This window comes from Streptomyces sp. NPDC029292 (assembly GCF_055569295.1).
This window is the reverse complement of sequence record NZ_JBVHXR010000005.1, coordinates 272,646-294,675: the sequence shown is the minus strand read 5'-3', so window position 1 is coordinate 294,675 and position 22,030 is coordinate 272,646. Positions and strand designations below refer to the sequence as shown.

25 protein-coding genes and 1 tRNA gene are annotated in these 22,030 nt (G+C 69.6%); 19 read left to right on the top strand and 7 right to left on the bottom strand.

Annotation, left to right across the window (positions count from 1 at the left end):
* Positions 1-30: 30 nt before the first annotated feature.
* Positions 31-663 (bottom strand): GNAT family N-acetyltransferase, encoded by a 633-nt coding sequence (locus ACZ4WS_RS14795; protein ID WP_467980425.1) that lies wholly within the window; start codon positions 661-663, stop codon positions 31-33.
* Positions 653-2,737: a penicillin acylase family protein gene (locus ACZ4WS_RS14790; RefSeq protein WP_467980424.1), complete on the bottom strand. Its 2,085-nt coding sequence runs from the start codon at positions 2,735-2,737 to the stop codon at positions 653-655. Before ACZ4WS_RS14790 ends, ACZ4WS_RS14795 begins: the two co-directional genes overlap by 11 nt.
* Before the next feature lie 126 nt (positions 2,738-2,863).
* On the opposite strand from ACZ4WS_RS14790, the gene ACZ4WS_RS14785 reads away from it, so the two are divergent.
* The 4 genes from ACZ4WS_RS14785 to ACZ4WS_RS14770 all read left to right on the top strand — a co-directional run bounded on the left by ACZ4WS_RS14785 (position 2,864) and on the right by ACZ4WS_RS14770 (position 4,790).
* Positions 2,864-3,457, top strand: a complete 594-nt coding sequence (locus ACZ4WS_RS14785) for an HhH-GPD-type base excision DNA repair protein (RefSeq protein WP_467980422.1) — start codon at positions 2,864-2,866, stop codon at positions 3,455-3,457.
* A 76-nt stretch (positions 3,458-3,533) separates the two neighbouring features.
* Entirely contained in the window at positions 3,534-4,196 is a 663-nt protein-coding gene (locus ACZ4WS_RS14780) for an HdeD family acid-resistance protein (RefSeq protein ID WP_467980421.1), read from the top strand.
* A gap of 92 nt (positions 4,197-4,288) precedes the next feature.
* Complete coding sequence (locus tag ACZ4WS_RS14775; protein WP_467980419.1) at positions 4,289-4,606, top strand: hypothetical protein; 318 nt, start codon at positions 4,289-4,291, stop codon at positions 4,604-4,606.
* A 49-nt stretch (positions 4,607-4,655) separates the two neighbouring features.
* On the top strand, positions 4,656-4,790 hold the full coding sequence (locus ACZ4WS_RS14770; protein ID WP_467980417.1) for a hypothetical protein: 135 nt from the start codon (positions 4,656-4,658) through the stop codon (positions 4,788-4,790).
* 57 nt (positions 4,791-4,847) lie between these two features.
* Here ACZ4WS_RS14770 and ACZ4WS_RS14765 read toward each other — a convergent pair whose 3' ends face one another.
* Entirely contained in the window at positions 4,848-6,329 is a 1,482-nt protein-coding gene (locus ACZ4WS_RS14765; RefSeq protein ID WP_467980415.1) for a recombinase family protein, read from the bottom strand.
* A 133-nt stretch (positions 6,330-6,462) separates the two neighbouring features.
* Here ACZ4WS_RS14765 and ACZ4WS_RS14760 point away from each other — a divergent pair, with 133 nt between their 5' ends.
* Both ACZ4WS_RS14760 and ACZ4WS_RS14755 read left to right on the top strand, forming a co-directional pair.
* Complete coding sequence (locus tag ACZ4WS_RS14760; protein ID WP_003999914.1) at positions 6,463-6,759, top strand: type II toxin-antitoxin system VapB family antitoxin; 297 nt, start codon at positions 6,463-6,465, stop codon at positions 6,757-6,759.
* A 113-nt stretch (positions 6,760-6,872) separates the two neighbouring features.
* Positions 6,873-7,505: a LytR C-terminal domain-containing protein gene (locus tag ACZ4WS_RS14755; protein ID WP_467980546.1), complete on the top strand. Its 633-nt coding sequence runs from the start codon at positions 6,873-6,875 to the stop codon at positions 7,503-7,505.
* A 121-nt stretch (positions 7,506-7,626) separates the two neighbouring features.
* Here the strand turns inward: ACZ4WS_RS14755 and upp are convergent, their stop codons facing one another.
* Complete coding sequence (gene upp, locus ACZ4WS_RS14750) at positions 7,627-8,262, bottom strand: uracil phosphoribosyltransferase (RefSeq protein WP_467980413.1); 636 nt, start codon at positions 8,260-8,262, stop codon at positions 7,627-7,629.
* Between the two features lie 138 nt (positions 8,263-8,400).
* On the opposite strand from upp, the gene ACZ4WS_RS14745 reads away from it, so the two are divergent.
* From ACZ4WS_RS14745 to ACZ4WS_RS14705, 9 genes are all read left to right on the top strand, one after another.
* Positions 8,401-8,583, top strand: coding sequence for a hypothetical protein (locus tag ACZ4WS_RS14745; protein WP_467980411.1), 183 nt, complete (start codon positions 8,401-8,403; stop codon positions 8,581-8,583).
* 262 nt (positions 8,584-8,845) lie between these two features.
* The gene (locus ACZ4WS_RS14740) at positions 8,846-9,379 is read left to right on the top strand and encodes a tRNA adenosine deaminase-associated protein (RefSeq protein ID WP_467980545.1); all 534 of its coding nucleotides are present in this window, start codon (positions 8,846-8,848) and stop codon (positions 9,377-9,379) included.
* A gap of 70 nt (positions 9,380-9,449) precedes the next feature.
* Entirely contained in the window at positions 9,450-9,932 is a 483-nt protein-coding gene (locus tag ACZ4WS_RS14735) for a nucleoside deaminase (protein WP_467980543.1), read from the top strand.
* Positions 9,933-10,071: 139 nt separating this feature from the next.
* A tRNA-Ser gene (locus ACZ4WS_RS14730) sits at positions 10,072-10,156 on the top strand.
* A 378-nt stretch (positions 10,157-10,534) separates the two neighbouring features.
* Positions 10,535-10,714 carry a hypothetical protein gene (locus ACZ4WS_RS14725; protein ID WP_467980410.1) on the top strand — a complete coding sequence of 60 codons (180 nt, stop codon included), beginning with the start codon at positions 10,535-10,537 and terminating at the stop codon, positions 10,712-10,714.
* Between the two features lie 31 nt (positions 10,715-10,745).
* Positions 10,746-11,039: a Dabb family protein gene (locus ACZ4WS_RS14720; protein WP_467980408.1), complete on the top strand. Its 294-nt coding sequence runs from the start codon at positions 10,746-10,748 to the stop codon at positions 11,037-11,039.
* A 197-nt stretch (positions 11,040-11,236) separates the two neighbouring features.
* Positions 11,237-12,127, top strand: a complete 891-nt coding sequence (locus tag ACZ4WS_RS14715; RefSeq protein ID WP_467980407.1) for an RNA polymerase sigma factor SigF — start codon at positions 11,237-11,239, stop codon at positions 12,125-12,127.
* Between the two features lie 244 nt (positions 12,128-12,371).
* Complete coding sequence (locus tag ACZ4WS_RS14710) at positions 12,372-13,286, top strand: RNA polymerase sigma factor SigF (RefSeq protein WP_467980405.1); 915 nt, start codon at positions 12,372-12,374, stop codon at positions 13,284-13,286.
* A 226-nt stretch (positions 13,287-13,512) separates the two neighbouring features.
* A complete protein-coding gene (locus ACZ4WS_RS14705) occupies positions 13,513-14,109 on the top strand; it encodes a hypothetical protein (RefSeq protein WP_467980403.1) in 597 nt (198 codons plus the stop codon).
* Positions 14,110-14,128: 19 nt separating this feature from the next.
* Here ACZ4WS_RS14705 and ACZ4WS_RS14700 read toward each other — a convergent pair whose 3' ends face one another.
* Positions 14,129-14,332 (bottom strand): hypothetical protein, encoded by a 204-nt coding sequence (locus ACZ4WS_RS14700; protein ID WP_467980401.1) that lies wholly within the window; start codon positions 14,330-14,332, stop codon positions 14,129-14,131.
* Positions 14,333-14,637: 305 nt separating this feature from the next.
* Here ACZ4WS_RS14700 and ACZ4WS_RS14695 point away from each other — a divergent pair, with 305 nt between their 5' ends.
* The 4 genes from ACZ4WS_RS14695 to ACZ4WS_RS14680 all read left to right on the top strand — a co-directional run bounded on the left by ACZ4WS_RS14695 (position 14,638) and on the right by ACZ4WS_RS14680 (position 19,117).
* Positions 14,638-15,129 carry a MarR family winged helix-turn-helix transcriptional regulator gene (locus ACZ4WS_RS14695; RefSeq protein ID WP_467980400.1) on the top strand — a complete coding sequence of 164 codons (492 nt, stop codon included), beginning with the start codon at positions 14,638-14,640 and terminating at the stop codon, positions 15,127-15,129.
* Between the two features lie 93 nt (positions 15,130-15,222).
* Positions 15,223-17,673, top strand: a complete 2,451-nt coding sequence (locus ACZ4WS_RS14690; RefSeq protein ID WP_467980542.1) for an MFS transporter — start codon at positions 15,223-15,225, stop codon at positions 17,671-17,673.
* Between the two features lie 102 nt (positions 17,674-17,775).
* The gene (locus ACZ4WS_RS14685; protein ID WP_467980398.1) at positions 17,776-18,597 is read left to right on the top strand and encodes a YceI family protein; all 822 of its coding nucleotides are present in this window, start codon (positions 17,776-17,778) and stop codon (positions 18,595-18,597) included.
* A 49-nt stretch (positions 18,598-18,646) separates the two neighbouring features.
* Complete coding sequence (locus ACZ4WS_RS14680; RefSeq protein ID WP_467980396.1) at positions 18,647-19,117, top strand: PPOX class F420-dependent oxidoreductase; 471 nt, start codon at positions 18,647-18,649, stop codon at positions 19,115-19,117.
* A 284-nt stretch (positions 19,118-19,401) separates the two neighbouring features.
* On the opposite strand, the gene ACZ4WS_RS14675 is transcribed toward ACZ4WS_RS14680, so the two are convergent.
* Positions 19,402-20,175, bottom strand: coding sequence for a TetR/AcrR family transcriptional regulator (locus ACZ4WS_RS14675; protein WP_467980394.1), 774 nt, complete (start codon positions 20,173-20,175; stop codon positions 19,402-19,404).
* 96 nt (positions 20,176-20,271) lie between these two features.
* Entirely contained in the window at positions 20,272-21,777 is a 1,506-nt protein-coding gene (locus tag ACZ4WS_RS14670) for an MFS transporter (protein ID WP_467980392.1), read from the bottom strand.
* Positions 21,778-22,030: the final 253 nt, after the last annotated feature.

The window sequence follows — 22,030 nt, the reverse complement described above, 5'->3', positions numbered from 1 at the left end:
GGATACGTACGGACGAATCCGGCGGTGTGCTCACTCCCCTGCCAAGGAGACCTCGCTGAACGCCTTCTCCCTGGTCAGGAAGGAGAGTTGGGCGCGCTTCTCGGGCAGGTAGACATCCGGAAGGTCGATTTCGGGCAGGACGACCGCCGGCCCCGGCTCGAAGCCCTGCCGCTCGAAGCGGGCGATGGCCTTCGCGTTGCGCTGGTCGGGATCGACCACGACCCGCTGCCGGTCCAGCCCGATCAGCACGTACGTCGTAAAGGCGGTCAGCAGCACACCCGACCACCCCACCTGACCGCCCCCCGGTCCCGCCGGACCGATCAGCACATGAATGCCGATGTCCCCGGGCTGGACGTCGTAGCACTCGCTGACGCGGTCGGCCTCCGGCTCGTACGTCTGGAAGAGCGCGGCCGGTTCGCCGTCCTTGACCGCGAGGAAGGCGTGGTGGGTGTCGAGCGAGTCCAGATGGACGTAGGTCTCCAGGACCTGTTCCTTCGTGAGCCCGTTCATGCCCCAGAAGGCGGCCCGCTCCTGGGTCACCCAGCCGTGCACGACGTCCAGGTCGGCATGCGGGTCGAGGGGCAGCACGCGCACGGTGCCGAAGCCGTCGACCAGCTGCTCGTGGACGGCCTCGCGGGTGCGCGCGTACGGCTCAGTCGTCATGGTTCTCCTTGGTCAGCGTGTTCCAGTCGGTGGTCACGGGGACAAGATCTCCCTTGAGCCACAAGGGGAGTTGGTCGCGGTGATGGACGGATCCCGGCACTCCGTCGGCGCCGAACGGAACCACCCAAAGGCTGTTCTCCCGGTCGGCGAGATCCCATACATATCGGGCGGCCGGGCCGCGCGCGCTCAGGTCGGTGAGGCCGGGGACCGCAGACGTGCACAGCACGCAGTCGTGGTCGCCGGAGAGACCCGGTTCGTCGTACGAGGTGTCGGTGAGCGCGCGCCAGGGGGCGAGGCGGTGGGTGTCGCCCCAGACGCCGAGCGGTAGCGCGGCCACTTCCTCGACGGCTTCGCGCACCACGGCGACGCGGTCGATGCCGTACAACTCCTCGGCCCTCAGCAGGTTTTCGAGGGCGAAGCCGACCCGTGGGGTGAGGGCGAGCCAGGGCAGGAAGATCTCCGGGTAGGCGGGCGGCTCCGCGAGGACGGCCAGCGCGGGGTGAGCCGCGAGCCGCCGTACGACCGCACCGCGCACCGCCGCGTACGCCGCCGCCGCGGCGCTGTCGGCCACCATCCGCCGGTCCCAGCACAGAAGTTGGTCCCTGAGCGCGGACGCCTCCGGACCGAGCCCGTCCTCAAGGGCGGCCAGAAGGTCCAATAGGGGTGCGGCCGAGGCGAGATGGGTGTCCATGTGCACGGCGGGCATGTCCTGAGCGGACCACTTCTCCGAAGCGTCGAGGAGCTGCCGGATACGCGTGGCGCGGTGCGGCGGGGCGAACTCGACGCCGAGCGGAGTGGCCGGCCCGCGCTGGTTGGCCATCACGGCGACCCCGTCCTCGACACCACCACGCGGCATCGCATGCCACCCCAGCCATTCCCTCCCCGGCTCCCAGGCGTCGACAATCCGCGTCCGATTGTCCCGGCTCCGGACCGGCACCTTCCCCGCGACCCGGTGCAGCACGCCCCCCTCGACATCGGCGGCCTGCACGACGTTCACGGGCTCGGCCCAGAGATCGAACGCCCGGTCCACATCGGCAACTTGACGGGATCTCAGCAGTGGCAGAAGCGCACTGAACCCAAGGTCTTCGGTGACGCGAGGCGGATAACGAAGACTGATGGAGTCCCCACCACCCACCACTCCCCCGATCACCACGGGCCCCCGCCCCGTCTCGATCACCTCCACCTCAACCGGCTCGCCCCCCGCCACCTCCACGGTCTCCACATGCCGAGCCACGGCCCGCCACGCCCCATCGGATTCAAGTGCCTCAACAGACGAACCACCTGACCCGGACGACCCGGACGACCACCGCAGCCGCTCCCGATACAGATCCTGATAGTCGGCCATCGCATTCGTGATCGCCCAGGCGACCGTGCCCGTGTGGGCGAAGTGGGCGATGCCGGGAACGCCCGGGACGGCGAGGCCGACCACGTCGAACTCGGGGCAGGAGAGGTGGATCTGCTGGTAGACGCCGGGGTCCTCGATGAACCGGTGGGGATCCCCGGCGATGACCGCCTGCCCGGTGCCGGTGCGTTCACCGCTCACCAGCCAGCCGTTGCTGCCGGAGGTGCCCGGCCCGTCCGTGGCGAAGAGCCCGACCGCGCCGTCCCCCAGCCGCCGTACGACCTCCTCGCGCCACAGCTTGGCCGGAAACCCGGCGAACAAAATATGCGTGCCGAGCCAGACCCCCAGCGGCGTCCAGGGCTCCCAGTCCCCGGGAACCAGCCCGGTCGCCGCGAACTCCGGCGCGCGACGGGCACCCTCCCCCAAGCCCTCATTGACACCGTCGACATACGCGACAACCCACGCGGCGGTCTCGGGATCCCGTCTCTCCAGGGCCGCGAAACAGCGTCTGGCCGTGTCGTCGAGCCGGGCCTGCCGCGCGAACCGGTCCCAGGCGACGGCCTCGGCACCGAGAAACGCGGCCGAGGTGCCCTGTGAGCGGTGCCGTTCGACCTCCAGCTGCCAGGCGCGGTCCACGGCGGTCGTACGGCCCTGGGCGTGGGCGAGTTCGCGTGCGCTGTCCGCGCGCAGGTGCGGGATCCCCCAGGCGTCGCGGTAGATCTCGACGGTCACGATCCATCCCCACTCTTCTCAGGTTAGGCTAACCTAACTCCCATTGGGGCGAAATCGTACGTGAAGGGTGAAGACCCCATGGGCCCGGGGAGGCGCCCGGTCCACCCCCGCGCGATCATTCGGAACATGGACGTCACTCTTCACCTCGCCCAGCAGCCCGAGGCCGACGAACTGCTCGGACGCAGTCCGCTCGCCGCGCTCGTGGGGATGCTGCTGGACCAGCAAGTGCCGATGGAGTGGGCCTTCGCGGGGCCGTACACGATTGCCCAGCGGATGGGGACGGACGATCTCGACGCGCACGAGATCGCCGCGTACGACCCGGAGAAGTTCGCCGCCCTGCTGTCCGCCAAACCGGCCGTGCACCGCTACCCGGGGTCGATGGCCAAGCGGATCCAGCAGCTGTGCCAGTACCTCGTGGCGCATTACGACGGAGACGCCACCGCCGTCTGGAAGGACGCCAAGACCGGCGACGAACTCCTCCAGCGCCTCAAGGACCTCCCCGGCTTCGGCCCCCAGAAGGCCCAGATCTTCCTCGCCCTCCTGGGCAAACAACTCGGCGTACGCCCCAAGGGCTGGCGCGAGGCCGCAGGCCCCTACGGCGAACCGAAGTCCTTCCGCTCCGTAGCCGACATCACCGGCCCCGACTCCCTGACCAAGGTCCGCGCCCACAAACAGGAGATGAAGGCGGCGGCCAAGACGGCCAAGGCCGCAGGCAAGTAACCGTCACCAAGTAACCCTGTCAGCCAGGTGGCCCGCCCGGGTGGCGGGGCGCCAGACCCCGGTCAAAGCATGGACCATGACCGAGGCACCGAGCGGCTCCCCCTGGGGCCCGGAGTTCGACGACCGCCGCGCCCACGCCCCACGCGCCCCGCGGCCCCCGCACGACGAGCAGGAGCTCGAAGGCCCCCTGCACGCCCTGTCCCAGGCCGCCTGGCAGGTCGTCCTGCTCACTGGCATCGCGTCCCTGATCCTGGGCGTCCTGGTCCTGGTCTGGCCGGGCGCGTCCCTCTTCGCCGCCGGGATCCTCTTCGGCATCTACCTCCTGATCAGCGGTGTGTTCCAGCTGGTCTCCGCCTTCGGCACGCACAAGGCGACCTCGCTGCGCGTGCTCGCCTTCATCAGCGGCGCCCTGTCGATCCTGCTCGGTCTGTTCTGCTTCCGCGGCCCGATGCAGTCGATCCTGCTGCTCGCCCTGTGGATCGGCATCGGCTGGCTGATCCGCGGGATCACCCAGACCCTGGCCGCCGCCTCCGACAAGAACATGCCCGCACGCGGCTGGCAGATCTTCCTCGGCATCGTCACGTTCATCGCCGGCATCGTGCTGATCGACTCGCCCTTCAGGTCGGTCGCCGTGCTCACCCTCGTCGGCGGCATCTGGCTGGTCGCCGTCGGCATCGTCGAGATCATCACCGCGATCGTGATCCGGGGCCGGGCCAAGCAAGTGCCGACCGCCCTGTGAAGGCCGCCCTGTGACGCCCGTCCGTACGCCGTGCGGGCGTATCTCGCTGCCGACACGATGAACGTCGTACGACCGACGGAAAGATGACCCCCGTGAGCACCGCACGAAGCCTTCCCCGCAGCCGTGCCTGGCTGCGGGCGCTCGTGCTGCTGCTCGCCCTGCTGGTGCCGGGGGCGCACGCCGGGGCGCATGCGGCGCCCGTCGTGTCGTCCGTCGAGACCTTCGAGTACGACGTCCTCGACGCGGCCCTACGGCCCCCCTGCCTCAGCGTCCACCGTCCCGCCACAGCCCTGCGCCCCGTGCCCGCCCCGGCCCCGACGCCCGCTGTCCCCGAGGGCAGCCCTCTCCCCACGCCGCCTTCACCGCCGTACTCCCTCCACACCCTCCGCTCCGTGGTCCTGCGCTGCTGACCGACCCCGCCCCGAGCAAGATCAGTCAGTACGACGCGAGGAACACACCATGCCCACAGACCCGTACGCGGTCCTGCGCGCCCTGCTGCGCGCGGAGGCCGTACGCAACGCACCGAAACCGGAAGTGCAAGTGAAGGAATCGAAGCCGCCGCAGGAATCCGTGGAGGAACAGGAACGCGGCTGATCGGGAGGCCGGGCGTCGCGGGGCGGCCCGGCCTCACCGCCTCATCGAACGGCCCCGTCACCGGCCGGGGCGAGGCGCAACCCAGGTGACAGTGGTTCGCTGACCGGCGTCATAGGCCTCCCACTTGTTGCCGCGTGACAGCGCCTTTGCCACTTCGATGCCATCGATGAAGCAGCGCAGAAAGTCGCGCTTGTCCGCCAGCGGCGCCAACTGCCATCCACCGGCCTCGTAGGCCTTCGCCCTGCTCGCGAGGTCGACTGCCGGGCCGAGACGGGCACTGGCCTCGGCGAGCAACTGCACCGAGCCCGGCTGTCCCTCGTCGGCCTGAGAGACCTCGGTGAAGATCCGCTGGACCACGTACTCCTCGACGTGCTCTCGCTTGATGCTGTTTCCCCCGTCATGGCCGCCGGTCGCTCCTTTGGGCCGGGAGCATCGGTACGAGGCAGTGGCGGCGGCCGTGCCATTGCTGACCATGGTCGCCCCACACACGCAGCGCAGTACGCCCAGGCCGCCCAGGAGTGAACTGGCCCCTGGTCCGCCCTTCCCCGGCCCACGGGTGTCCAGCCATGCCTGAAGCTCCTCCCACTCGGCAATGCCGAGGACAGGCTCGTGGCTCATGACCGGCATCAGCGTCAGGGGATCCACCAGGCTCCGGTATCCGATGACGGATCGCCGGGCCCCGGGCCCGCCCGCCGCATCCGGGCCGTAGACCGGTTCGACCGCGTGGCCGATCAACCTCGGGTCTTTCAGAATCCTCTTGAGCGTCGACACCTCCCACAGGGACGGTTCACGTCGTCCCTCCGCCCCGGCGGGTCCCGCAGCCCGCCACTTGTCGGCGAGCCGTGCGGTCTTCGTCGGCACTCCCTCTGCGTTCAGCGCCGCGCAGATGCCTGAGAGCGATCCGGGGTGACGACGACCGCCCGGAGCCTCTACCTCCTTATGGGTGAGGATCCTGCCTACGACATCTCGAATGACCTCGGCTTCCTCAGACACCACGACCAGCTGCCGAATCGTGAGTCCGTCCCTGCGCGCCTCGGCCACCCCGTATCCGAACGGCGGCAGACCGCCCACCCAGGAACCTGCTTCCCTCAGGACCCTCTTCGTGTCACTCACGTGACGTGACCGGTTCGCACTCTCCTGATGTGCGGCCTCCAGGCGCCGGGCCAGCTCCTCTGTGTCTGCGGGGCCGTACACGCCTTCCGTCACCGAGACCACCGTCACACCGAACCCGTGGAGTTCGGCCGCGAGGGACTGGACCGCGCCCACGTGCTGCCGGGACAGACGACTGAGGTAGTTCACGACGACTACATCGACATGCCCATGCCGTACATCGACCAGCATGCGCTCGAACTCCGGGCGGACGGAACCGGAGCGGTAGGCCGAGACGGCCCGATCCACGTACTCGCTCTCGTACCGGTAGCCACGCTCGATCGCTTCCGCACGGCACGCGGCGAGTTGCGCTCGAAGGGATCCAACCGACTTGTCCGGTCGGCCGAGGCTCTGCCGCGCATATCCCACGGCCGTCTTTCGATCATCCATAGGGGGAATGTGTCAGCAACGAATTCACACCCACCCCCTTTGACCGATATTGGCCACGATCTGTACGTACTTGACTCGCACGGCCCGAGCCGGGAGGCTGCGCCCGGAACGTCTTGACCGGTAGGCTTTCCGTGTGATCTTCAAGCGCATCGGAAACGGCCGGCCGTACCCCGACCACGGCCGGGAAAGTACCCGGCAGTGGGCGGATGTCGCGCCGCGCCCGGTCCGCCTCGATCAGCTCGTGACGACCAAGGGCCAGCTCGACCTGGAAACGCTGCTCGCCGAGGACTCCACGTTCTACGGCGACCTCTTCGCGCACGTCGTGAAGTGGCAGGGCGACCTGTACCTGGAGGACGGCCTGCACCGCGCCGTCCGCGCGGCGCTCCAGCAGCGCCAGGTGCTCCACGCGCGCGTGCTTGAGCTCGACTGACGGCTCGCGTTGACCCTTTTGGGTTGGACTGCGCGCCAGTCAATGATCATTTAGTAGTTATCAACGCCGCGGCACACTACGCTGCGCCCATGAGCATGCTGACTCCCCCTGGCATGGGCGGCCAGTACCGGATCACGGGGGACAAGTACCCGCGGATGCGCCGACCCAAGGGGCGCCGCAGGCTCGTGTTCCTGATCGTCGCCTCCGTCACCGCGCTGGGGCTGATCGGGTGGGGGACCCTGCAGCTCATCGACGTCTTCACGGGCGGCGGCGACAAGGCCACGGCGGCGGGCCCCAAGGCGGACTGCGCGTCGAAGGCCGGCCCGTCAGCCGGCGCATCCACCGCGTCCGCTGCCACGGCCCTCCCCGAGCCCGGCCAGATCACCGTGAACGTCCTCAACGCCACGCCCCGCAGCGGGCTCGCCAAGGAGACCGCGGACGAGCTGGAGAAGCGCGGCTTCAAGATCGGCGACGTGGGCAACGCGACGGACACGTACGACAAGAAGGTCGAGAGCGCCGGGATACTGCTCGGCGCGAAGGCGGCCTTCGAGGCGGCGCTCCCCGTCCTCAACACGCAGCTCTCGGGCGCCGAGCTGAAGACCGACGGCCGCGAGAAGGCCACCGAGGTCGACCTGATCATCGGCACCGGCTTCAAGAACCTGACGAAAAAGGCGGACGCCGACAAGGCCCTGGCCGCTCTGGCCAAGCCCCAGCCGACGTCCACCACGACAAAGAAGACCTGCTGAGCTTCGTACCGCTGAAGATCCTTACGAAACCGCCGACGACCCCGTACGAAACGGCTGAAGCCCCGTACGAAACGAAACCGGGACCTGCCTCGGCGGCCCCGTACGAACCGAAACCAGGCCCCTACTCAGCGGCCCCGTACATCCGGTCCCCGGCGTCCCCGAGCCCCGGCACGATGTAGCCCTGTTCGTTGAGCCGCTCGTCGACCGATGCCGTGACGACGGTGACCGGCGTGCCCGCCAGCTCGCGCTCCATGACCTCGACGCCCTCCGGGGCGGCGAGGAGGACCACGGCGGTGACGTCGTCGGCGCCGCGCTTGATCAGCTCCTGGATCGCCGCGACGAGCGTGCCGCCGGTGGCCAGCATCGGGTCGAGGACGTACACCTGGCGCCCGGAGAGGTCGTCCGGCATACGGGTGGCGTACGTGGACGCCTGGAGCGTCTCCTCGTCGCGCACCATGCCCAGGAAGCCCACCTCGGCGGTCGGCAGCAGGCGCACCATGCCGTCGAGCATGCCGAGGCCCGCGCGCAGGATCGGCACGACCAAGGGGCGCGGGTAGGACAGCTTGACGCCCGTGGTGGAGGCGACCGGGGTCACGATGTCGACCTGCTCCGTGCGCACGTCCCGGGTGGCCTCGTAGGCGAGCAGGGTGACCAGCTCGTCGGCGAGCCGCCGGAAGGTCGCGGAGTCGGTGCGCTGGTCGCGCAGGGTGGTGAGCTTATGGGCGACCAGGGGGTGGTCGACGACGTGGAGACGCATGTCCACCACAGTAGCCGGGCTCGGGGCGCCCGCCACTGCCCCGCCGGGCAAGGCCCAGTCCTCAGGTTCACTCGTGCGCTGGCATCAAACCACCCATCAGAGGGAAAGTGGGAGGGACGGACCTGGGGTGGTGTGCCTATGCGGAACCGGGAAGAGGACTCCCCGGAACAGCTGGAGACCGAAGCCGAGCGCAGGCGGCGGCGCGCCCAGTTCCTGCGCGAGCTGACCGAGGCGCGCGAGCTGCGCGACCGGGTCCAGCCGCGCCGCGCCAAGACGGCGCGCCTGCGCCACGCCATGCGCATGCGCACTTTCCGCTGGTAGCCCGCCCCGTAGGCCGGTGCCCCGCCCGCGCCGCGCGCGGGCCCGTGTCTTGGCGGAGAGGTGCGTACGTGGCGCCAACAGCCGCGTACGATCCGCTGTTAGCGATCAAAAGAGGCAGACACAGCAGGCCGAAGACGTCCCCTGAGCGCTCTGTTTCTGCCACGATTCCGAGTGGGTGGGGCACGGAGCAGCACTCCCCGCCCATCAACCTCCGCCGGGGGGACCCCCAACCGGCACGCCTATGACCAGTGGGAGAGTCACGGTGTACTTCGCCGCACTGCTCGCGCGCACCGAAGACGGGTGGGAAGCGAGCGACACAGAGCTCGACGATGTGGAGAGCCTGTCGGATCTGACCGACCTGGCCCGTGAAGCCTCGGAGGCGGACACGGTCCTCGTACTCATCGAGCAGGAGGACGCGTGGTTCGGCGTCGTCCGCGTGGACGGCGAGGAGGACCCTCGCATCTACGTCTCGGACGCCGCAGCCGCTGCCCGCAGCTCGTACGGCGAGATCCTGCTCACGGACGAACTACTAGGACGGGAGCCGGGCGACGACGACGCCGACCTGGACTCCCTCGACCTGGACGGCACGGAGGACGGTGAGCCTGCGGACTCGGACGATGACGAGGAAGACAGCGCGTCCGGTGAGGCCGTGTCGCACAGCCCCGTCGGGGACCGCGACATCCTCGCCGACCTCGGTGTGAGCGAGAAGCAACTGCTCGCCCTGGACGAAGGCGACGCGCTCAGCACGATCGCCGACGCCCTGGGAGCCGCGGAGGTCCTGGAGACCGTCCGCTAGGTTTCCCCGGGTGAGCAGCACAAAAGAGACCTTTCCACTCGATCCGGTACGCGACCGCTGGCGGGCCGCGATGCGGCTCGCCCTGGACGAGGCCCAGCAGGCCGTCCGGGGCGGGGATGTTCCCGTCGGCGCCGTCGTGCTGTCCCCGGACGGTACGACGGTGCTCGGGGCCGGGCACAACGAACGCGAGGCGACCGGCGATCCGACGGCGCACGCCGAGGTCCTCGCGCTCCGCCGGGCCGCTGCCGCTTTGAGAGATTCAGCGGCGCGAAGCGCCTCCGGCAAGGGTGGTGGGAGACGGGCGGGCGAGTGGCGGCTGTCCGGCTGCACTCTCGTCGTCACCCTCGAGCCGTGCACGATGTGCGCGGGCGCGCTCGTGCAGTCCCGGGTGGACCGGGTCGTCTACGGCGCCCGCGACGACAAGGCGGGCGCGGCGGGCTCCGTCTGGGACGTCGTACGCGACCGCCGGCTCAACCACCGGCCCGAGGTGATCGAGGGCGTCCTCGCGGACGACTGCGCGCGCCTGCTCACCGACTTCTTCCGCGACCGCTGATCACCACCGCTGATCGCCACTGCCGATCGCGCCCGCCGATCGCGCCCGCTGGTGGCCACCTCTGGTCGCCACCGCTGGGCCCTGTGGGCGCGGGAAACGGATTTCAGACCACGGCCCACCTTGGGGTAAGGTCTCCCTCGGTAGCGTGTCCGAGCGGCCGAAGGAGCTCGCCTCGAAAGCGAGTGTGGCGCAAGTCACCGAGGGTTCAAATCCCTCCGCTACCGCTTGAGAAGGGCCCCGTCGAGAGACGGGGCCCTTTGTGCGTGCACAGACAAAAGAAAGTAAGAGAGAAAGAGGAGGACGGGGGAAGCGGCATCGGGGGGGGACAAGCCGCTTCCCCCGGTGAAGAGGGACCCTCAAGTCCGCGCCGCTGTCTCGGGGGAAGCCTGCGGCGTGGACCCCGCAGTGGGATCCGTCCCGGCCCCGCGGACTCCTGCCAGAACCGCCGGGCTCACCATCCACTCTGGGCCCCCGCACCCCCGGATCGGCCCGGCTGAAGACCTCGACCAGCGGGCCGTTGGTCCTTAAAAGCGGCGTGAAGGTTACACTCGCCGCCGGCAACAGGGGGCCCACCGGGCGCAACAGTCACAGGGGAGGCCGCGATGGCGGTGAATTCCAAGAAGATCGCCGTCTACGTGCTTGTGGTCTTCGCGCTCTACGTGATCATCACGGATCCGGCCAAGGCCGCCGACTACGTCCAGATAGGGTTCGAGGGCATATCGAGTGCCGCTCAAGCCATCGGGGACTTCATGACGTGGATCGCCGACGGAGCCAAGAACTGAGCGGCGTCCGCCGCACCACCAGGGAGTGCCCGTGATCCGCCATCTGGTCCTCTTCAAGCTCAATGAGGGCGTCGACCGCGACGACCCGCGCGTCGTCGAGGGCGTCGCCGCCTTCCGCGCGCTCGGCGACCGGATCCCCGAGCTGCGGTTCTGGGAATGCGACTGGAACATCACCGACCGGCCCATCGCGTACGACTTCGCGATCAACTCCGCCGTAGACGACACCGACGCGCTGAAGCGGTACTTGGAGCACCCGGCGCACCAGGCGGGCGTCGCGCTGTGGCGGGAGTTCGCGACCTGGGTGATCGCCGACTACCCCTTCTGACCCCTTCCGGGCCGCACCGATTCGAAGCCTCTGGCCGCAACCGGCCAGGGGCTTTTTGCGCCTTACGCCCCAACTCTCCCTCAACACGGCTTTATGCGGTGCTTGCACACAGTGCACATGTCTTGTGATGCTATGACCGCTTTTGACGGATGAGTTGATCACGGATGCGTTGACGGATCACAGAGGTGGAGTTGACCGTGCCGGCCAGTACTGCGCCTCAAGCACCGCCACAAGAACTCGTAACCACGCCGCCCCAAGAAGTCGTCACCACGCCGCCCCAAGCGGTCGTACAGCCGCCGCCCCAGGAAGTCGCTCCGGAACGACGCCGCGGTGCCGACACCCGGGCCCTCACGCAGGTGCTCTTCGGCCAGCTCAAGACGCTGGTGCCGGGCAGCCCGGAGCACGGCCGGGTACGCGGCGCGCTCATCGAGGCCAACCTCCCGCTCGTCCGGTACGCGGCCGCCCGCTTCCGCTCCCGCAACGAGCCGATGGAGGACGTCGTCCAGGTCGGGACCATCGGGCTGATCAACGCGATCGACCGGTTCGACCCGGACCGCGGCGTGCAGTTCCCGACCTTCGCGATGCCGACCGTCGTCGGCGAGATCAAGCGGTACTTCCGCGACAACGTCCGCACCGTCCACGTACCGCGTCGGCTGCACGAGCTGTGGGTGCAGGTGAACAGTGCGACGGAGGACCTGACGACCGCCTTCGGGCGCTCGCCCACCACCGCCGAGATCGCCGAGCGGCTGCGCATCACCGAGGACGAGGTGCTGTCCTGCATCGAGGCGGGGCGCTCGTACCACGCGACCTCCCTCGAAGCGGCCCAGGAAGGCGACGGACTGCCGGGACTGCTCGACCGCCTCGGCTACGAGGATCCGGCCCTCGACGGGGTCGAACACCGCGACCTCGTACGCCACCTTCTCGTACAACTGCCCGAGCGCGAGCAGCGAATCCTTCTCCTGCGCTATTACAGCAATCTGACGCAGTCACAGATCAGCGCCGAACTGGGAGTCTCCCAGATGCATGTGTCAAGGCTGCTCGCCCGCAGTTTCGCGCGCCTTCGATCCGCAAACAGGATCGAGGCGTAACCGGTACGAGCGAATCGCTCAGCGGCTCCTTTTCCGACAGTTCCGCGCTGAAAAACCGTCAGACCCCCTCTTTCCAGGGCCTATTCACCCTCTCCATGTCGACATGTCACTACAGCGTGTTGCCGACATGTGACATTCTGCGGGAAGCGCGTTTGCCGCGGCCTCGCCTCCGGTATTCAGGTGGAGGCTGCGTTCCTCCGACGGGAGCGACTGCCGCGACCGTCCGCGACCCAAAGGGGGTGGCATGTCCGCAGACCAGGGCAGCTCGAAGGTGCTCACGCTCACGAAGAGCGAGTCCGCGCCCGACGCGCTTCACGATGTCCCGGCCCTTCCGGCCCCCGACGCCGCTCCGGCCGTCCCGGCCCCCGAAGCCGTCCAGGTACCCGAAGCCTCGGGCGCCATCGATACCCGCACCCTGTCCCGCTCCCTGTTCCTGCGGCTCGCCGCACTGGGCGAGAACAGCCCGGAGCGCGGCTACGTCCGAGACACCCTCATCGAGCTGAACCTCCCGCTCGTCCGGTACGCGGCCGCCCGCTTCCGCTCCCGCAACGAACCGATGGAGGACATCGTCCAGGTCGGCACGATCGGCCTGATCAAGGCGATCGACCGCTTCGACTGCGAACGCGGGGTCGAGTTCCCGACGTTCGCGATGCCGACAGTCGTGGGCGAGATCAAGCGCTTCTTCCGCGACACCTCGTGGTCGGTGCGTGTGCCGCGCCGCCTCCAGGAGCTGCGGCTGGCCCTCACCAAGGCCAGCGACGAGCTCTCACAGAAGCTCGACCGCTCCCCGACCGTCGCCGAACTCGCCACCGTCCTCGGCGTGTCCGAGGAGGACGTGGTCGACGGCCTCGCCGTCGGCAACGCGTACACGGCGTCGTCCCTCGACTCCCCCGCCCCCGAGGACGACGGCGGCGAGGGCTCCCTCGCGGACCGCCTCGGCTACGAGGACACCGCTCTGGAGGGTGTCGAGTACCGCGAGTCCCTCAAGCCCCTGCTCGCCAAGCTCCCGCCCCGAGAGCGCCGGATCATCATGCTCCGCTTCTTCGCGAACATGACCCAGTCGCAGATCGGCGAGGAGGTCGGCATCTCGCAGATGCACGTCTCCCGTCTCCTGACCCGGACGCTCTCCCAGCTGCGGGAAGGGCTCATCTCCGACTGACCCCCGTCCCGGCCGGGGCCCGAGGGTTCATATTTGACGGATCGTCAGCCACACTGGCGCGATGCGTCGACAGTTGATACGTGGTCGCCGAGGTGCCCTGGTGGGTGCCTCGGCGGCTGTGGTGTGCCTGGGTGGCGTGCTGGCCGCGTGCGGAAGTGGCGGAGGCGGAGACGGGTACGTAGCCGTCGGGGCCGCCGGGGGTTCACCCCGGGCCTCGGGGGCCGTGGTGGCCCCCACCGGAGATGTGTCGCTGATGCCGCTGGAGTCCGGCGCGGGCCGCAGTGATTCGACCGACGGCTCCAAGGGCGCTGCGGCTTCCGGGAGTTCGGCCTCGGGAGGGACGGCCTCGGCTTCGGACTCCGGATCCGGTGGTCCGGGTCCGGACGGAGAGACCAGCAGTGGCGGTACGTCGACGTCGTCGGCCGGGAGCGGCAGCTCCGGGAGTACGGGCGGGGGTTCCGGTCGTACGTCCGCGTCGCCCACTCCGGCCGCACCCGGGTCCACGGCGAGCGCCGGGCCCGCCGTGCTCAGTGTGGGCGATCCCGAGCGCGCGGCCACCGATCAGCGGTGGTGCGAGAAGGTCACCGTCTCCTTCCGCAACACCGGTGGTACGGCGGTGCGTTCGGGCACGGTGACCTTCGGGACCCACATCATCGGGGCGCTCGGGATCGACTGGGCGACGATCGAGTCGACCGCGGACCTTCCCGCGCCGATTGCCGCCGGCGCGACGAAGGACAAGACCTGGACGGTGTGCGTCGACGCGTGGCGCGTGCCGCTGGGCATGCACATCGAGACGCGGGACGTGTCCGTCCAGTGGAAGTGACGTTCCTGGCGGGGTGCCTCTACGAGAGGGCGAGCCAGGCCACGGCGGCGACGATCGCCACGGCGACGACGACGCCGACGATCAGGCCCACGCGGGGTCCCGCGGGGGCGGCGGCCGCCTGCTGCTGCTGCCGGCCCTGGGGGGCCTCGTCGACGAAGGCACGGAACATCTGGGTGCTGCCCGCGGGGTCGTAGTTGCCCTCGGGGCCCTGGGTGTTTGCCATGGCCCTGGACCCTAGCGAATACGTGGGGGCTTCCCAAGTGCCGGGTTCCCCTTGGCGCCGGTCTGGGGTCGCCCGGAGGCACCTGGGCCTTGCTGGGGGCGCTGTCCCCAGACCCCCGTTCACCCCACGGGCTCGTCCTCAATCGCCGGACGGGCTGTTACCCCTAGCCCCACCTGCAGGTTTACGTTTGCCAATACTTGCCTTTGCCAAGGTTTTACGCCCAGGGGGTCATTTTCGTTTGCCTGCAGCAACCAATCGGTTTTATGGTTGCCCCAAGCAACGAATGTGGTGGACCGGGAGGCGCGATGGCCGAGCAGGCGCAGTACGAGGAATTGGCTCGTCAGCTCAGTGCCATCGGTGCCGTGAAGAGGGACATGGGGCGGATCCTGCCGTCCGAGTGCCCCGGGGGCTCCGCCGCCGTGCTGACGCTGCTCGGCCGGTACGGCGAGATGCGGATGAGCAGGCTCGCCGAGCTGCTCTCCGTGGACATGTCGGTGACCAGCCGCCATGTCGCGCACGTCGCGGACCGGGGCTGGATCGAACGGTCCCCCGACCCCGCGGACAAGCGCTCGCGCATCCTGCACCTCACCGCCGCGGGCCAGGAGCAGCTCAACGAGCTCTCCCGGCGCACCTCGCAGCTCCTCGCCGACCGGCTGAGCGACTGGTCCGACAACGAGGTCGGGCTGCTCATCCATCTGATGGGCCGGCTGCGCGAGAGCTTCGGCGACAGCCGCTCCACCCAGCGGCACCCGTATGCGACACACGCAACAGAACTGACCACCCGTACACCCGCGTAAGTACGTAAGAAAAGGAAGCCCATGGCAACGACCACACCAGCCGGTGTGCGGGCTCACGCCAAGCACGGAGGTGGGTCCTCCGACGGCGCTCCGATGACACACCGGCAGATCATGGAGGCGCTCTCCGGGCTGTTGCTCGGCATGTTCGTCGCGATCCTGTCGTCGACGATCGTCTCCAACGCACTCCCCGAGATCATCGGCGACCTGGGCGGCGGCCAGTCCGCCTACACCTGGGTCGTCACGGCCTCGCTGCTGGCCATGACCGCGACCACGCCCCTGTGGGGCAAGCTCGCCGACCTGTACAGCAAGAAGGCTCTCGTTCAGATAGCCCTGATCATTTATGTGCTGGGCTCTGTGGTCGCGGGTCTGTCCCAGAACGCCGGCATGCTGATCGCCTGCCGTGTCGTCCAGGGCGTCGGCGTCGGCGGTCTGTCCGCCCTCGCCCAGATCGTCATGGCCGCGATGATCTCCCCGCGCGAGCGCGGGCGGTACTCCGGCTACCTCGGCGCGACCTTCGCGGTTGCGACCGTCGGCGGTCCGCTGCTCGGCGGTGTCATCACCGACACCTCGTGGCTCGGCTGGCGCTGGTGCTTCTACGTCGGTGTGCCGTTCGCGATCATCGCGCTGATCGTGCTGCAGAAGACCCTGCACCTGCCCGTCGTGAAGCGGGACGTGAAGGTCGACTGGGGCGGCGCGTTCTTCATCTCCGCCGCGGTCTCGCTGCTGCTGCTCTGGGTCACCTTCGCCGGTGACAAGTACGACTGGGTGTCCTGGCAGACGTACGCGATGGTCGGCGGGTCCGTCGTCCTCGGGCTGCTCTTCATTCTCGTCGAGTCCAAGGCCCGCGAGCCGATCATCCCGCTGCGGCTGTTCCGCAACCGCACCATCACCCTGTCGTCGATCGCCTCGCTCTTCGTGGGCGTCGCGATGTTCGCCGGCACGATCTTCTTCAGCCAGTACTTCCAGCTGGCCCGCGACAAGTCGCCGACGATGTCCGGCGTCATGACCATCCCGATGATCGCCGGTCTGTTCATCTCCTCCACGGTCTCCGGCCAGGTCATCACCAAGACAGGCAAGTGGAAGTACTGGCTCGTCACCGGTGGTGTCCTGGTCACCGCGGGTCTGGGTCTGCTGGGCACCATCCGGTACGACACGGACTACTGGCAGGTCGCGATCTTCATGGCGGTCATGGGTCTCGGCATCGGCATGATGATGCAGAACCTGGTGCTGTCCACGCAGAACCAGGTGGCCCCGTCCGACCTCGGTGCGGCCAGCTCCACGGTGACGTTCTTCCGGTCCCTCGGCGGTGCGGTCGGCGTCTCCGCCCTTGGCGCCGTCATGGCCAACCGGATCACCCACTACGCCACGGACGGGATCGCCACCCTCGCCCCCAAGTACGCGGCCGCCGCTGCCAATTCGAGCTCCAGCAGCAGCATCCCGGACATGGACAGCCTGCCCGGTCCGCTGCGCACCGTGATGGAGGGCGCGTACGGCCACGGCATCGCGGACGTCTTCCTGATCGCCGCGGGGGCGGCCCTGCTCGCCTTCTTCGTGACCCTCTTCATCAAGGAGGTCCCGCTGAAGACCTCGGGCGGCCTGGCGCAGGCCGCGGAGGAGAAGACCGGGGTCACCGCTCCGGCCGCCACCGCTCCCGTCGCCGAGGAGAGGGTCCCGAGCTGGGCCGTCTCGGAGATCTCGGAGACGGGCGCCGTATCCGGTCCTGACGGCACGCAGAGGCTCGCTGCCGTCGCCACTGTGGAGAGGGAGACCGCCCCGTTGTCTGGTGGAATTCCGGTCCGCGGCTACGTCCGCGGCACCGAGAGCGCGCCCGTGCCGCAGGCCGCCGTCACGCTGATCTCGCTCGCGGGACGGCAGCTGGGCCGGTCGGTCGCGCAGGCCGACGGCTCGTACGGCGTGGACGCGCCGAGCGTGGGCTCGTACGTCCTGATCGCCTCCGCCGACGGCTTCCAGCCGCAGGCCTCGACGATCGTCGTGAACGACGAGCCGGTCGCGTACGACATCCTGCTGAGCGGCACGAGCGGGCTGAGCGGTGTCGTACGGGCCGCCGAGACCGGGACCCCGGTCAAGGACGCCATGGTCATCGTGACCGACGTGCGCGGTGACGTACTGGCCACCGGGACCACCGGTGAGCAGGGCGAGTTCACCTTCGCCGAGCTGGTCCCGGGCCCCGTCACCATCGCGGTGAACGCGGCGGGCCACCGCCCGCAGGCGCTCCCCGTCGAGGTCGGCGGCACCGGGGTCACCCGGGTCGAGGTCGAGCTCAGCGCGGGCGCGCAGGTCCAGGGCACCGTACGGGCGCCCGGCGGCCCCCTGGCCGACGCCCGGGTCACGCTGGTCGACGCGGCCGGCAACGTGATCGGCACGGCCAGGACCGGCACGGACGGCGCGTACGCCTTCACCGACCTGAACAGCGGTGAGTACACCGTCATCGCGACGGGCTACCCGCCGGTTGCCACGGCGCTGACCGTGAACGGCCGCGGCATCGACAGCCACGACATCGGACTCGCCCACCCCGGCGAGTAGTCCGGCCCCGGCCCGTGGCGGGCGCGCTCTGAGCGGAGGTGCGCCTGCCACGGGCCGGTTTCTTTACGACCAATTTTTAATGCTTTGCAGGGAGAAAACGGGATGGGACTGACCGCACGGATTCGTACGCGGGACGGATGGGCCGTGTCGCACGCGGTCGTCACGGTGACCGACATGACCGGGACGCAGGTACTGCGGGCCGAGCCCGACGCGGAGGGTGTCGTACGGGACGCCACCGCCCTCGCACCCGGCGCGTACACCGTGATCGTCACCGCGGTCGGGTACGCGCCCGCCGCGTCCAGCGCGATCGTCACGGCGAGCGGGCGCGCCGAGATCGGGAACGTGGTCCTCGCCCGGCAGGGCGGCACCGAGCTGCCGCCGCCCGGCCTCTGGACCATCGACCCGGCGCACTCGTCGGTGGGCGCGGTCGCCCAGCACCTGGGGATCTCCAGCGTGCGTGGCCGGTTCACCCAGTTCACCGGCCGGATCGAGATCGCCCCCGACGAGGTCGCCAAGTCCCGCGTCGAGGCCGTGATCGCCGCGGGCTCCATCGACACGGGCAACGGGATGCGCGACGGACACCTGAAGTCCCCCGACTTCCTGGACGTGGAGACGTACCCGGAGATCACGTACCGCTCGACGGGCCTCACCCCCGCCGGTTCCGACCGCTGGACCGTGCACGGCGAACTGACCATGCACGGCGTCGTACGCCCCGTCGACCTGGACCTCGCCTACCTCGGCACCGGATCGGATCCATGGGGCGGGACGCGCGCCGCCTTCCGCGCCACCACCGAACTCCACCGCGAGGACTTCGCGATGAACTACAACCAGGTCGTCCAGGCGGGCATCTCCGCCATCGGCACGACACTGAAGGTGGAGCTGGACATCCAGGCGGTGCAGGGGGACTCGCTGCCGCAGGCGTAGTCACAGCAGTGACAGGCCGGGGCGCGGCTCAGCCCGTAGGCTGCCGCACATGGCACCGAACATCGCGACGAACACCGCCGTATCCCTCGCCGAGTTGCTGGACTTCGTACGCCCCCGCCACCGCGCCATCCTGCTCACCCGCCGTGCCGACGGCAGCCCCCAGGGCTCGCCCCTGACCTGCGGGGTCGACGACTCGGGCCGCATCGTCGTCTCGACGTACCCCGAGCGCGCCAAGACCCGCAACGCCAAGCGGGACGAGCGCGTCAGCCTGATCGTGCTCAGCGACGAGTGGAACGGGCCGTGGGTGCAGATCGACGGGACGGCCGAGGTCATCGACTCGCCGGACTCGGTCGAGCCGCTCGTCGAGTACTACCGCAACATCGCGGGCGAGCACCCGGACTGGGACGAGTACCGGAAGGCGATGCTCAAGCAGGGCAAGTCGATCATTCGGGTGACGCCGGAGAAGTGGGGGCCGGTCGCCACCGGGGGTTTCCCGGCGCGACTGGCCCCACAGGACTAGCCACTGGAGCACCGCACCCGCCGACGCACGGAAGGGACCGTGGCCGGGGCTGACACCCAAGCCCCCCACGCCCCCGCACCCGCCGACGCACGGAAGGGGCCGTGCCGGTACATCAAATGCCCGCAGCCGAACGGATCAAGAAGAGACAGCACCTGGTCACCCACAGCCGATCCGTTCGGATGCGGGCGGATGTACCGGCGCGGCCCCGACCCACCACCCGGCGACAGGCGACCCGCCACCGACCCGCAGGCGCCCCCGCCCAAAGCACCCCGCGTTCCCGGGGCTCAGCCGCGCTTCACCATCGTCTCGATCCCCGCGATCAGCATCTCCAGCGCGAAGGTGAAGTCCCGCTCGCGCATCTCCTCGACCGTGTCGCCGCCGCGGGCCTCCATGAGGTCCGCGGCGCTCTCCAAGATGGCGGCGAACTGAGGCTGTTCGCTGATCGTGCTCATGGCCTGACGGAAGTAGTCGTCCTGGGACATGCCCGCCGAGGCGCAGCGCTGCACGAAGTGGCCCTCGATCGTGCCGAAGCCGTACACGAACTGGAAGACCGCGGAGAGCGCGCCCATCTGGCCGTGCGGGGGCAGGCCCGTGGTGCGGACCACCTGCTGGACGCAGAGCGAGAAGGCCATGGAGTGCGGGCCGATGTTCAGGAAGGTGCCGACGAGCGGTGACACCCAGGGGTGGCGGACCAGCAGCGCCCGGTAGCCGGTGGCGACGGCGCGCAGCTGGTCGCGCCAGTCCTCGCCCGACTCCGGGTCCGGCAGCTCCAGTTCGCCGAAGACCGAGTCGAGGGCCAGTTCCAGCAGGTCGTCCTTGGTGTCGACGTACCAGTACACGGACATCGCGGTGACGTTCAGCTCGGCGGCGAGATGGCGCATGGAGAACTTCGCCAGCCCCTCCGCGTCGAGCAGCCGCACCGTGACCTCGGTGATCCGGTCCCGGTCGAGTCCCGACGGCTGGCCGCCGGCACGGGCCGCACCGCCCCGGGGCGCCTTGCCCTCCAGCCAGACACTGGTCCGCGCCGGACGCTTGGCCCGGTCGGCTGCCCTCACCATGGCGCACCTTCCTCGGAACTCGGACTGCGGGGACGTACCTCGACACGGCGGGCCGGAATTCTCCGGTCCGCCCTCCCTGATGATGCTAAGCGGGTGTTACGCGGAAACCGCCATCGCGGAGTCTGCCCTCTCCGCACGTCGTAGCAACGCCGCGGCCAGTAGTCCACCGAGGAGTACGGCGACCGCGCCCACCAGTTGGCTGGTCTCCAGGCCCGACGAGAACGCGTCCGTGATCCGCCCGCGCTCGTCCGCCGAGCCCGCCGAGGCGAGCGCCGCGGGCAGCGAGGTCGCCGCGACCGGGATCAGCGCCGCGAACCGGGAGTTGAGGACCGCGCCGAGCACCGCCACACCGAGCCCGTTGCCGAACTCGGCGAGCGTGCCGTTGATGCCGGCGCCGACGCCCGCCTTCTCCCGCGGAATGGCGCTCATGATGGCGTGCGCCATGGCGGGGTTGGCGACCGCGCAGCCCGCGCCGATCAGCAGGAGTCCCAGGAGCGTGCCGACGTAGCCGTGCGCCGCGAGCGTCGCGATCGACACCAGCCCGCCCGACATCAGGACCATGCCGAGCGCGATGGAGACCGGCGTACCGAGCTTCGCCGTCCACTTCGCCGACAGGCCGGAGAAGTTCAGCGCCACGACCGCGAGGGCCAGCGGTGCCGTGCGCAGACCCGCCTCCAACGGCCCGTATCCCAGGACGAATTGGAGATGCTGGGTGAGGAGGAAGAGCGCCCCGCCCATCCCGAAGGTGATGAGCACCGCGCCCGCGACGGCTCCCGTGAAGCGCCGATCCCGGAAGAAGTGCAGGTCGAGCATCGGGTACGGGATCCGGCTCTCCCAGTACGCGAACCCGGCCAGAACCAGCACCGCGACCGCCGCCGTGCACAGCACCCGGCCCGACGTCCAGCCGTGTTCCGGGCCCGAGATGATCGCGTACACGAGCGCGGTCATGCCGATGGTGGAGAGCAGCGCGCCGAGGAGGTCCGGGCGGTCGCCGCGCGGATTCTTCGACTCCGGCACGAGGGCCACGACCGCCGCGAGTCCCAGCGCCGCCACCGGCAGATTCACCAGGAAGATCGCGCCCCACCAGAAGTGGTTCAGCATGAAGCCGCCGAGCAGCGGTCCGGCCGCGAACCCGAGCGCGTTGACCGCGCTCCAGATACCGATCGCCTTCGGGTGCTCCTCGGGCGTGAAGATCTGCATGGCTACGGCGAGGGTGGTGGTGAGGAGCAGAGCGCCGCCGACGCCCATGCCCGCCCGCGCGGCGATCAACTGGCCGGTGGAGTCGGCGAGTCCGGCCACCAGCGAGCCGATGCCGAACAGCGCCAGTCCCGCGATCAGCATCTTCTTGCGGCCGTAGCGGTCGGCGGCGCTGCCCGCCGTGAGCAGCAGCCCGGACTGCACCAGCGAGTAAGCGTTGATCATCCACTGGATGTCCGAGGTCGCCGCGCCCAGCTCCCGGGTGAGGGAGGGGATCGCGACGTTCAGGACGGTGTTGTCGAGCAGCACGGTGAGCTGCGCGAGGCAGATGACAGCGAGGATCAGCCAGCGCTGGGGGTGTCCTTGGGGAGTCTCGGGGGCCTGAGGGACCTGGGAGGGCGACATGCTGTACACCGTAGAACAGTTCCCATACGGCGTACAACGCGATAGCCGGCGGCGCACGACACGGCGGGACGACTGCGGCACACGAACAGGCGGGACGACCTGCGGCACACGAACCGGCGCGACGACCTGCGGCGCACGAAAAGAGGGCGGTGGGGGGGGGGGGGGGGGGGGGGGGGGGGGGGGGGGGGGGGGGGGGGGGGAGGAGGGGGGGGGGGGGGTGTGGGGGGGGGGGGGGGGGGGGGGGGGGGAGACG

What these genes read in the sequence shown, in the direction of transcription:
- ACZ4WS_RS14765 (WP_467980415.1), bottom strand. Translation starts at nt 6,329, where the DNA reads ATGGATGATCGAAAGACGGCCGTGGGATATGCGCGGCAGAGCCTCGGC.
- ACZ4WS_RS14770 (WP_467980417.1), top strand. Translation starts at nt 4,656, where the DNA reads ATGCCCACAGACCCGTACGCGGTCCTGCGCGCCCTGCTGCGCGCGGAG.
- upp (WP_467980413.1), bottom strand. Translation starts at nt 8,262, where the DNA reads ATGCGTCTCCACGTCGTCGACCACCCCCTGGTCGCCCATAAGCTCACC.
- ACZ4WS_RS14785 (WP_467980422.1), top strand. Translation starts at nt 2,864, where the DNA reads ATGGACGTCACTCTTCACCTCGCCCAGCAGCCCGAGGCCGACGAACTG.
- ACZ4WS_RS14680 (WP_467980396.1), top strand. Translation starts at nt 18,647, where the DNA reads ATGGCACCGAACATCGCGACGAACACCGCCGTATCCCTCGCCGAGTTG.
- ACZ4WS_RS14780 (WP_467980421.1), top strand. Translation starts at nt 3,534, where the DNA reads ATGACCGAGGCACCGAGCGGCTCCCCCTGGGGCCCGGAGTTCGACGAC.
- ACZ4WS_RS14710 (WP_467980405.1), top strand. Translation starts at nt 12,372, where the DNA reads ATGTCCGCAGACCAGGGCAGCTCGAAGGTGCTCACGCTCACGAAGAGC.
- ACZ4WS_RS14700 (WP_467980401.1), bottom strand. Translation starts at nt 14,332, where the DNA reads ATGGCAAACACCCAGGGCCCCGAGGGCAACTACGACCCCGCGGGCAGC.
- ACZ4WS_RS14745 (WP_467980411.1), top strand. Translation starts at nt 8,401, where the DNA reads ATGCGGAACCGGGAAGAGGACTCCCCGGAACAGCTGGAGACCGAAGCC.
- ACZ4WS_RS14735 (WP_467980543.1), top strand. Translation starts at nt 9,450, where the DNA reads ATGCGGCTCGCCCTGGACGAGGCCCAGCAGGCCGTCCGGGGCGGGGAT.
- ACZ4WS_RS14695 (WP_467980400.1), top strand. Translation starts at nt 14,638, where the DNA reads ATGGCCGAGCAGGCGCAGTACGAGGAATTGGCTCGTCAGCTCAGTGCC.
- ACZ4WS_RS14670 (WP_467980392.1), bottom strand. Translation starts at nt 21,777, where the DNA reads ATGTCGCCCTCCCAGGTCCCTCAGGCCCCCGAGACTCCCCAAGGACAC.
- ACZ4WS_RS14795 (WP_467980425.1), bottom strand. Translation starts at nt 663, where the DNA reads ATGACGACTGAGCCGTACGCGCGCACCCGCGAGGCCGTCCACGAGCAG.
- ACZ4WS_RS14690 (WP_467980542.1), top strand. Translation starts at nt 15,223, where the DNA reads ATGACACACCGGCAGATCATGGAGGCGCTCTCCGGGCTGTTGCTCGGC.
- ACZ4WS_RS14685 (WP_467980398.1), top strand. Translation starts at nt 17,776, where the DNA reads ATGGGACTGACCGCACGGATTCGTACGCGGGACGGATGGGCCGTGTCG.
- ACZ4WS_RS14675 (WP_467980394.1), bottom strand. Translation starts at nt 20,175, where the DNA reads ATGGTGAGGGCAGCCGACCGGGCCAAGCGTCCGGCGCGGACCAGTGTC.
- ACZ4WS_RS14725 (WP_467980410.1), top strand. Translation starts at nt 10,535, where the DNA reads ATGGCGGTGAATTCCAAGAAGATCGCCGTCTACGTGCTTGTGGTCTTC.
- ACZ4WS_RS14755 (WP_467980546.1), top strand. Translation starts at nt 6,873, where the DNA reads ATGGGCGGCCAGTACCGGATCACGGGGGACAAGTACCCGCGGATGCGC.